This is a genomic window from Microbacterium sp. 16-032, assembly GCF_041079455.1.
In the GTDB taxonomy this organism is placed as follows: Bacteria; Actinomycetota; Actinomycetes; order Actinomycetales; family Microbacteriaceae; genus Microbacterium; species Microbacterium testaceum_A.
In genome coordinates, this window is record NZ_JBFYGQ010000005.1 from 406,111 (window position 1) to 415,883 (window position 9,773).

Sequence of the window (9,773 nt, forward strand, 5' to 3'; positions counted from 1 at the left end):
CCGGGTGAGGGCGAGGCGGTCCGACGAGAGGGCGGCCTCGCGACATCTTGTCACGAATATAGTGAATGTGGTTCACTATCTCGCGTGCGGCTCAGCGGGGCCGCGCCGAGGCGATGAGCATGTCGAACCCCCGCTCGAAGGCCCGGGTGGCCACGGGGTCGTCGGGGTCTTCGTCGGCCAGGGTCGCGAAGGCGGCGGAGAAGCGCGGGAACGCCTCCTCCTGCCCCGTGGGGTCGAAGACGACGGAGGGACCCGACATGTCGAGGACGCTGCCGAGGATGAACGACTCGAAGGCGGTCAGCAGCGGGATCACGTCTCGCGGCGCCCAGCCGGCGGCCTCTGCCGCGGCCGCGAAGTCCTCGTACTGCGAAAGGAGCACGGGCGCGGACGCGCGTTCCGTCATCAGCAGGGGCACCACGCGCGCGTGCCGCGCGAAGGCCCGCCGATACGAACGGCCCCAGGCCCGCAGCGCCTCCTCCCAGGGGAGTTCCCGCAGCGGCTTCGAGTCGATGTGCGCCGAGACGAGCGCGCGGACGTCTTCGACCATGGCCGCACGGTTGGGGACGTGGTTGTACAGCGAGGCGGGATTGACACCGAGGCGCGCGGCGACACGGCGGACGCTGGCGCCGTCGGGGCCGTGTCGGTCGACGAGCGCGAGGGCCGTCCGCGCGATGAGGTCACGGCTCAGCAGTGGCGTATGCGGTCTGGCGATGACGGCCTCCCCCTTCGGTGCGCGCCGTGGGTCCACGGTCTCACGAACTCACTCTCGCACACCTAAAACAAACGGTGTATGTTTACCGCCATGACCACCGAGGCCCTCACCGTCGTCGACGCCGACATCGACCGCCTGCGTGCAGCACTCGAAGCCGGCGAGCTCACCAGCGTCGAGCTCGTGGCCCGCTACCTCAACCGCATCGCGGCGTACGACCGCGCCGGCATCCGGCTCAACAGCGTGCCCGTGCTCGACCCCCGCGCGTTCGCCGCGGCCCGCGCCTCCGACCTGCGTCGCGCACAGGGGCGCACGCTCGGCCCCCTCGACGGCATCCCCTTCACCGCGAAGGACAGCTACCGCGTCGAGGGCCTGCCCGTGGCATCCGGGTCTCCGGCCTTCCGCCACCTGATCGCCGGCGACGACGCCTTCGCCGTCGAGCGCCTGCGCGCAGCGGGCGCCGTATTCCTGGGGCTCACCAACATGCCGCCCATGGCCGCGGGCGGCATGCAGCGCGGGGTCTACGGCCGCGCCGAGTCCCCCTACAACGGCGAGTACCTGGCATCCGCCTTCGGCTCCGGCTCGTCTAACGGGTCGGGCACTGCCACCGCGGCGAGCTTCTGCGCCTTCGGTCTCGGTGAAGAGACCTGGTCGTCGGGTCGAGCCCCCGCCTCGCACAACGCCCTCGTGGCCTACACGCCCTCGCGCGGGGTGATCTCGGTACGCGGCAACTGGCCACTCGTCCCGACGATGGACGTCGTCGTCCCCCACACGCGGTCGGTCGGCGACCTGCAGCACGTACTCGACGCGGTCGTCGCCGACGACGCCGAGACCGAGGGCGACCTCTGGCGCACGCAGCGGTTCATCGACCTCCCGCGCCCGTCCGAGGTGCGTCCCGCGTCGTTCGCCGCGCTCGAGCCGCTGCCGCTCGCGGGGCTGCGCCTCGCCGTACCGCGCATCTACGTCAACGGCGACCCCGACAACGCCTCGCCCATCGTCACGCGCGACAGCGTGATCGCGCTCTGGAACGACCTGCGCGCCGACCTCGAGGCCGCCGGCGCCGAGGTCGTCGAGACGGACTTCCCTGCGGTCGACCGCTACGAGAAGCTGCACGCGGGCGACGAGGACTTCCTCGACCGCGGGTTCGTCACGCGTGCCTTCCTCGACGACGAGGTCGGCGACCTGGCGGTCTGGGCGATGGACACCTTCCTGCGCACCAACGGCGACGCGAACCTGCCCCGCCTCGCCGACGCCGAGGCGGCCCTGATCTTCCCGCACCCGCCGGGTGCGCTCCCCGACCGCTACGGCATCTGGCACTACGACATCTCGTACGACATCGGCGAGTACGTCGCCCGCGCGCAGGAGTGGGAGCCCGACTGGAAAGACGTGGCGAGCCTCGAAACGGGCCTGCGCGGTCTCGAGCACACGCGCCGCGTCGACTTCGAGGAGTGGATGGATGCCGAAGGCCTCGACGCCGTGATCTTCCCCACGCAGTCCGACGTCGGTCCCGCCGACGCCGACGTGAACCCGGCCTCGGCCGACATCGCGTGGCGCAACGGCGTGTGGGTCTCCAACGGCAACCTGGTTCCCCGCCACCTCGGCATCCCCACCGTCACGGTGCCGATGGGGACGATGGCCGACACCGGGATGCCGGTGGGCCTGACCCTCGCCGGTCCCGCCTACAGCGACACGCGCCTCGTGCAGCTGGCCCAGGCGATCACCGCCCTCGGCGAGCGCCGCACGACGCCTCCGCGCACCCCCGCCCTGCCGGATGAGGCGGCCTTCGCCGAGCCCCGCCCCGCGGCCGAGGGCGAGCTGTCGGTCACCGTCGACGAGGTCTCGCGCGACGGCGAGCGCGTGACCGTCTCGGCCACCGTCAGCGGAGGCGTCGCGGTCGATCACGCCCTCTTCGTCGATGGCGTGCGCATTCCCGCGCGACTCGAGAACGGCCGGGTCACCGCCGAGGTCGCCCCCGCGCCGTCCGGCGAGCCCGTGAGCGAGTGGATCGCCCCCTACGGCCCGCTGGTCGTCATCGTCGTGCGCGATGCCGCGGGTGCCGTCGCGGGCGCCGTCGCCACGGCATCCGACTCTCCCCTGTGACACCCGATTCACCCGAGGAACACACCGTGACCGAGACCGCTCCGACCCCCGTCTTCGACTACTTCAGCCAGGTCGACCTGCCCACCCCGACGCTCTCCGACGACGAGGTGCAGCGTCTGTTCGCCGACACGTTCGGCGTCGAGATCGACGTGCAGGCGCTCGGCAGCCAGCAGGACCAGAACTTCCGCGTCTTCGCCCGGGGATCCACCGAACCCCTCGGAGTGCTCAAGCTCAGCAACCCGGTCTTCAGCGAGGCCGAGATCGAGATGCAGGATGCCGCGGCGGCTCTCGTCGCCGAGCGGAGCCCCCACGTGCGCATCCCGCGCATCGTCGAGGGGCCGCGCGGCGCGATGTCGACGTGGTGGGAGTCGAGCCAGGGCCGCATCCACGCGCGCGTGATCGAGAACATCGCCGGCCGCACGCTCATGGGCTCGGGCTACCTCTCCCCCGCCGTCGTTGAGGGGATGGGCGCCCTGTCGGGGGCGGTGAGCCTGTCGCTCGCCGACTTCACCCACCCCGCGAGCGGCCGGGTGCTGCAATGGGACCTCCGCCACGCCGGGCGCGTCATCGACACCCTGCTCCCCCTCGAACCGGATGCCGAGGTGCGAGACGTCGTGCAGCGCGCCGCCGACGCCGCCCGCGCGGCCCTCGCCCCCGTGCAGGACGCGCTGCCCGTGCAGGCTGGACACTTCGACGTCACCGACGACAACGTGCTGCGCTCCCCCGGCGAGACGGTGCCCGATGCGGTCATCGACTTCGGCGATGTGTGCGCGTCGTGGCGCGTGGGCGAGATCGCCGTGACCGTGTCGTCGGTGCTGCACCACGACGGCGCGACCCCCGAGAGCGCCTTCCCCGCCATCGCTGCGTTCGACCGCCTCCGCGACCTGAGCGACAACGAGCTCACGGCGCTCTGGCCGCTCGTCATCCTCCGCGGCGCGGTGCTCGTGCTCAGCGGACGCGCGCAGGTGCGCCTCGACGACGAGAACGAATACGCTACCGTCGCGCTCGACCGCGAATTCCGGATCCTGGCGCAAGCGGCATCCGTTCCGATCCCCGTGATCACCGCCGCGACCCGGGCGGCGCTCGGTCGTTCTCGCGCCGAAGAGCCCGCGTGGACCGGCACCCCAGTGCTGTCGCTCGGCCGCCACGTCGAGCTCGACGCCTCGACGGAGTCACCGCTGAACGACGCGGGCGCCTGGCTCGACGCCGCCACCCTCGACGAGGCGGCCCTCGCCGCCCTCGACGCGGGCGCCGACGTCGTGACCGTACCCGCGTGGCGCGCGCGCCTGACCGGAACGACGGACCCGCTTCCCTCGACGCCCGAGACCGTGCCGACCGACGTGCTGGTGTGGCTCGCCCGACCGGCCACCCTCGATCGGAGCGAACGCGACGAGCACGGGTCGCAGATCGTGACGACGGATGCCGGGACCCTGGCGATCGGCGGAGTGCCCGCCGACGCGGCATCCGGAACCCTTCCGGCGCGCACCCGTCTGTCGATGCGCCGCTCGCTCGACGGACTCGTCCCGCCGTCGCGGACCACCCGAGCCCTCGCCGACGCCTGGCGGGAGGTCGCCGGCGATCCCGGCGCCGCTCTCGGCCTGCCCTCCCCCACGACCGAGACCGACGACGTGCTCGAGCGTCGCCACGAGGTGCTCGCCGAGGTGCAGGAGCACTACTACGCGACCCCTCCCCGCATCGAGCGCGGGTGGCGCGAACACCTGATCGACGTGAACGGCCGGGTCTACCTCGACATGGTCAACAACGTCGCCTCGGTCGGCCACGCGCACCCCCGAGTGGTCGAGGCCGGCTCCCGCCAGATGCACCTGCTGAACACGAACTCGCGCTTCCACTACCGCGCGATCGCCGACTTCGCCGACCGGATCGCGGCGACGCTCCCCGACGGCTTCGACACCGTGTTCTTCGTCAACTCCGGCTCCGAGGCCACCGACCTCGCGATCCGCCTCGCGATGGCGGCGACCGGTCGCCCCGACATCGTCGCGATGCGCGAGGCGTACCACGGGTGGACCTACGCGAGCGATGCCGTCTCCACCTCGATCGCCGACAACCCCTTCGCCCTCGAGACGCGTCCCGACTGGGTGCACACCGTCGACGCGGCGAACTCCTATCGGGGGAAGCACCGGGGGGCGGATGCCGGGAAGTACGCGCCCGAAGCCGTCGCGGTCATCGACGAGCTCGCGGCATCCGGTCGCCCTCCGGCGGGGATGATCGCCGAGACGTACTTCGGCAACGCGGGCGGGGTCGCTCTGCCCGACGGCTATCTGACCGAGGTGTACGCCGCGATCCGCCGCCACGGCGGGCTCGCGATCGCCGACGAGGTGCAGGTCGGCTACGGCCGCCTCGGCGAGTGGTTCTGGGGCTTCCAGCAGCAGGAAGCCGTGCCCGACATCGTCGCGGTGGCGAAGTCCATCGGCGGCGGTCACCCGCTCGGCGCGGTGATCACGCGGCGCGAGATCGCCGACCGTTACCGCACGCAGGGGTACTTCTTCTCCTCCACCGGCGGGTCGCCCGTGTCGTCGGCGATCGGCATGGCCGTGCTCGACGTGATCGAACAGGAGGGCTTGCAAGAGAACGCGCGGGTCGTCGGCGGCCACCTCAAGCGGCGTCTCGAAGAGCTCGGCGAGAAGCACGACCTCATCGGCATCGTGCACGGCTCGGGGCTGTACCTCGGGGTGGAGTTCGTCCGCGACCGCGAGACCCTCGAACCGGCGACCGCCGAGACCGCGGCGATCTGCGACCGCCTGCTCGAGCTCGGTGTGATCATGCAGCCCACCGGCGATTTCCAGAACGTCCTCAAGATCAAACCGCCCCTGGTGGTCACGCGGGCCTCGGTCGACGTCTTCGTCGACGCGCTCGACCGCGTCCTCACCACCGGCTACTGACCCGACCGACCCGAGAAGGAGCACGCCATGTGGCGCATGCCCGCTGAATCCGCCCCGCACGAGCGCACGTGGATGGCGTTCCCACGCGAGGGCATCACCCTCGGCGAGGGCGCGGAGTTCCGCGAACAGGGCTACCAGGCCTGGACCGACGTCGCGCACGCCGTGCGGGAGTTCGAGCCGGTCACGATGGTCGTCGACCCGACCGAGATGACCCGCGCTCGCCGCATGCTCTCTTCCGAGATCGAGATCGTCGAGGCCCCTCTCGACGAGTTCTGGATGCGCGACATGGGCCCCACCTTCGTCGTCGACCCCGACCGCCCGGGCATCCTCGGTGCGGTCGACTGGATCTTCAACGGCTGGGGCGCCCCCGACTGGGCCGAGTGGCAGAAGTCGGCGGGGATCGCCCGCATCGTCGCCGAACACCTGGGCGCCGAGCGCATCGACTCGCTGCTCGTCGCCGAGGGCGGCGGTCTGCACGTCGACGGCACCGGCACGGTGCTGCTCACCGAGACCGTGCAGCTCGACCCCCGCCGCAACCCCTTCGCCGACCGCGCCCGCGTCGAGGCCGAAATGGCCCGCACGATCGGAGCGACGGATGCCATCTGGCTCTCCCGCGGCCTGACCCGCGACTACGACGACCTCGGTACCAACGGGCACGTCGACATCGTGGCCACGTTCGCCTCGCCCGAGCACGTCCTCATCCACGAGCAGACGGATGCCACCCACCCCGACTTCGAGGTGTCACGTCTGGTGCGTCGCGAGCTCTCGGACGCGTTCGCAGCCCGCGGCCGCGAGGTGCGCATCACCGGCATCCCCGCCCCGACAGCGCTGCGCGACGACGAGGGCTGGCTCGACTGGAGCTACATCAACCACCTCGTCACCAACGACGGTGTCGTGCTGTGCGGCTTCGGCGAGGAGATCGCCGACGCGCGCGCTCGAGAGGTCGTGGCCGATGCCTACCCGGGTCGCCGGGTGGTCACGGTCGACTCGCGCCCGATCTTCGACCGCGGCGGCGGCATCCACTGCATCACGCAGCAGCAGCCCGCCCTCGGCTGAGCCGGGGCGCCTTCGTCGTTCAGACGGCGGCCGCGACCGTGGCCAGGGCGTTGAGGTACATCTCGAGCTGCTTCGCGAACACCTCGCGGTAGTTCACCAGTGCCAGCTCGGCTTTCGCCGCCTCGGCGTGCGGATACTGCGAGGGGTCGGTGGGGGCGTAGACCTGGATCCACCCGTCCGCCACCTCCCGAGTGGCGCCGGCGGCCAGGCGCGCGCCGTACGCCGAGGCGGCGCCGAGCACGGTCTGCGCGTACACCTGGTATTGCACGACCGCCTCGCGTCCGTGCAGACCCGCAACCGCCATCGCGCGCAGGATCCATTCGACGGCCCGCAGTTCGTTGATGCTGTTGGCCACCGTCAACAGGGTGAGGGCGGCGGCCGCGGGGTGCGCCTCGGCGGTGCGCCAGGCGCGCCACGCGAGATCCTCGAGGTCGGCGCGCCATTCGTCGGTGGGTTCGTAGCCCTCGAGCGAGATGCCGTCGAGATGGTCGGCCAGGGCTTCGAGCAGTTCGTCGCGGCTGGCGAAGTGCCGATAGACCGCCGTCGGGGACGACTTGAGCTCAGCCCCCAGCCGCGAGAACGTGAGCGCCGACTCGCCCTCGCCGTCCATCAGTCGAAGGGCCGCCTCGACGATCTCCACGCGACTGAGCGATCCGCGCTTGCGCCGGGTCCTCGCCTCTTCGGTCATGACGCCCCCGATCTCACCCCGGCGAGCGTCGATCGGCCCGACCGGGGTTAGTGAATGGTCATGATCATCTCATTCACTATGGAGTCAAGCAAGCGACGCCACGGGGACGAGCCTACCGATCGACGCCGACCGCCGGCGACGTTCGAGGAGCGGCGGGCGGCGCCGGCGAGCCCGGTGTTACCGCCGTCGTCGGCGGATGTTACGAGTTAGTGAATGCTGTTGACTAAAGCATCCACTATGAGGATACTCAGGACACGCGCAACGAAGCGCCGCCCACCCGCCTCGGAGGCCCTGATGAATCCCGCTCCATCGCTCCGCCCCTGCTTCACCGTCGTCGCCCGCGTCGACCCCGCCATCCCCCTCGAGAAGAGAGGCGACGACACGCTCACCTTCATCCCGATCACGGGAGGTCCGGTCTCCGGCGACATCGAGGGCGAGATCGTGCCCGGCGGCGGCGATTGGTGCCTCGAGCGCGCCGACGGGAGCTACGACGTCGAAGCGCGGTACCTCATCCGCACCACCTCCGGCGACGTCATCGACGTGGTCAACGTCGGCGTCGTCCGCCCCTCCGAGGCCGACGAGGAGGAGTACTTCCTGACCACGCCGCGCTTTCGCACGGTGGCCCCGAGCCTGCACTGGCTCACCCGCTCGATGTTCGTCGGCAAGGCCTACGCCCACGCCGGCGACACGACCATCGACATCTTCGAAGTCCTGAGCTGAACCCGACCCGCGCATCATCCGAGAGGCAGACCATGAGAAAGCGACACGGCGTCATCGCCGCATCCCTCGCCCTGACCGTCGCGATCGCGACGGCCGGTTGCACGACCACCGGCGACACCGGTGCCTCGGCGACGACCGACACCATCCGCACGACGATCGACATCCCCGCCACGTTCGACCCGACCCTCAGCACGTCGCTGCCCGACTTCCTGCTCGCGCGCAGCTCGTACGACACGCTGACCCGTCGCGACGCCGGGGGGCTCGTCCCGGGCCTGGCCACCTCGTGGACCTCGACGCCCACCGAGGCCACCTTCACGCTGCGTACCGACGCGACCTGCTCCGACGGCACGAAGATCACGCCCACCGTCGTGAAGAACTCCCTCGACTACTTCGCGCGTCCCGGCAGCGGGTCCACGCAGGTCGTCTACACCTTCGGCCCCGGCAACACCCCGACCATCACCGCAGACGACGCCGCGAACACGGTCACCGTCAGCCTCACCACCCCCTGGCCCTACCTCGTCGACGCCACCTCGGTCGCCAGCACCGGAATCATCTGCCCGGCGGGTCTCGCCGATCCCGCCGGTCTCGCCGCGGGCACCGTGAAGGGCAGCGAGTCGGGGCCGTACGCCCTGACGTCCTTCGAGCCCGGGGTGAAGTACCACTACACGCTGCGCGCCGACTACCGCTCGTGGCCCCAGTGGTCGACAGCGATCTCCGGCACGCCCGCGAAGACCCTCGAGTACACGGTGTCGCCCGACTCCACCGCGACGGCGAACCTGATCCTCGGCGGCCAGCTCGACATCGGCAAGATCCAGGCCACCACCCGCGATCGCTTCCAGGGCCAGACGGGTTACGCCGTCACCGTCAACCACTTCTCCGACAGCTACCTGATCTTCAACGAACGAGAGGGCAGCCCCTTCACCGACGAGGCTCTTCGCACGGGCGTCATCCAGGCAATCGACCGCTCGATGTTCGGCAACGTGACCTCGCAGGACACCGGCGAAGTACTCACCTCGCTCGGCGCCCCCGACGTGGGCTGCGTCTCCGACTCGTCCATCGGCATCCCGTCGCAGGACGTCGCGGCGGCCACCACGGCGCTGTCGGGCAAGACGATCCGCCTGGTCGCTCCGACGATCGTCGGCCCCGCGGGTGCGGGCAACGAATACATCGCCGAGGCGCTGCGCGCGGCGGGAGCGACGGTCGAGTTGACCAACACCGACGTCGGCAGCTGGATCACCACCGTCGTCGCCAAGCCCGGCGACTGGGACCTGACGGTCTTCGCCGACCTGAACTTCCTGGGTTCGCTCGCCAGCCCTCTGCTGAACCTCACGGGACCCACCATCGACCAGGGCGGCACCAACTACGGCGCCGTGTCCAACACCGCTGCCGACGCGTCGTTCGCGACCGCCAACTCCGCGTCCGACGCGACCGCGCGCTGCGCCGCGCTCGACAAGACCGTGCAGTCTCTGGTCGACCGATCCGACACCCTTCCGCTGCTCAACGACGCGTTCATCTACGCCTCGCGTCCCGGCTTCACCGTGCAGATGCTCGGCGGGGCCCTCGACGACCCGATCTTCCGCATCGCCAACTGACACGCCAC

General features: G+C 70.9%; 6 protein-coding genes and 1 pseudogene. 5 read left to right on the forward strand and 2 right to left on the reverse strand.

Annotated features, from left to right (window positions below; all coding sequences use genetic code 11):
• Window positions 1–91: 91 nt before the first annotated feature.
• Entirely contained in the window at window positions 92–748 is a 657-nt protein-coding gene (locus tag AB6V31_RS13225) for a TetR/AcrR family transcriptional regulator (protein ID WP_369366143.1), read from the reverse strand.
• A 54-nt stretch (window positions 749–802) separates the two neighbouring features.
• Here AB6V31_RS13225 and AB6V31_RS13230 point away from each other — a divergent pair.
• The 3 genes and pseudogenes from AB6V31_RS13230 to AB6V31_RS13240 form a co-directional block, all read left to right on the forward strand.
• Window positions 803–2,476 (forward strand): annotated as a pseudogene (locus AB6V31_RS13230) (amidase); the annotation flags it as partial.
• Between the two features lie 359 nt (window positions 2,477–2,835).
• On the forward strand, window positions 2,836–5,709 hold the full coding sequence (locus AB6V31_RS13235; protein ID WP_369366144.1) for an aminotransferase: 2,874 nt from the start codon (window positions 2,836–2,838) through the stop codon (window positions 5,707–5,709).
• Between the two features lie 27 nt (window positions 5,710–5,736).
• Complete coding sequence (locus AB6V31_RS13240) at window positions 5,737–6,765, forward strand: agmatine/peptidylarginine deiminase (protein WP_369366146.1); 1,029 nt, start codon at window positions 5,737–5,739, stop codon at window positions 6,763–6,765.
• Between the two features lie 19 nt (window positions 6,766–6,784).
• On the opposite strand, the gene AB6V31_RS13245 is transcribed toward AB6V31_RS13240, so the two are convergent.
• Window positions 6,785–7,453, reverse strand: a complete 669-nt coding sequence (locus tag AB6V31_RS13245) for a TetR/AcrR family transcriptional regulator (RefSeq protein WP_369366149.1) — start codon at window positions 7,451–7,453, stop codon at window positions 6,785–6,787.
• A gap of 294 nt (window positions 7,454–7,747) precedes the next feature.
• Here AB6V31_RS13245 and AB6V31_RS13250 point away from each other — a divergent pair, with 294 nt between their 5' ends.
• Window positions 7,748–8,173 (forward strand): DUF3237 domain-containing protein, encoded by a 426-nt coding sequence (locus AB6V31_RS13250; RefSeq protein ID WP_144782950.1) that lies wholly within the window; start codon window positions 7,748–7,750, stop codon window positions 8,171–8,173.
• A gap of 32 nt (window positions 8,174–8,205) precedes the next feature.
• Window positions 8,206–9,765: an ABC transporter substrate-binding protein gene (locus AB6V31_RS13255; protein WP_369366152.1), complete on the forward strand. Its 1,560-nt coding sequence runs from the start codon at window positions 8,206–8,208 to the stop codon at window positions 9,763–9,765.
• The last annotated feature ends 8 nt before the right edge of the window (window positions 9,766–9,773 follow it).

Bases quoted from the DNA above. Each gene is read 5' to 3' on its own strand.
- AB6V31_RS13255 (WP_369366152.1), top strand. From the start codon at position 8,206: ATGAGAAAGCGACACGGCGTCATCGCCGCATCCCTCGCCCTGACCGTC.
- AB6V31_RS13240 (WP_369366146.1), top strand. From the start codon at position 5,737: ATGTGGCGCATGCCCGCTGAATCCGCCCCGCACGAGCGCACGTGGATG.
- AB6V31_RS13245 (WP_369366149.1), bottom strand. From the start codon at position 7,453: ATGACCGAAGAGGCGAGGACCCGGCGCAAGCGCGGATCGCTCAGTCGC.
- AB6V31_RS13250 (WP_144782950.1), top strand. From the start codon at position 7,748: ATGAATCCCGCTCCATCGCTCCGCCCCTGCTTCACCGTCGTCGCCCGC.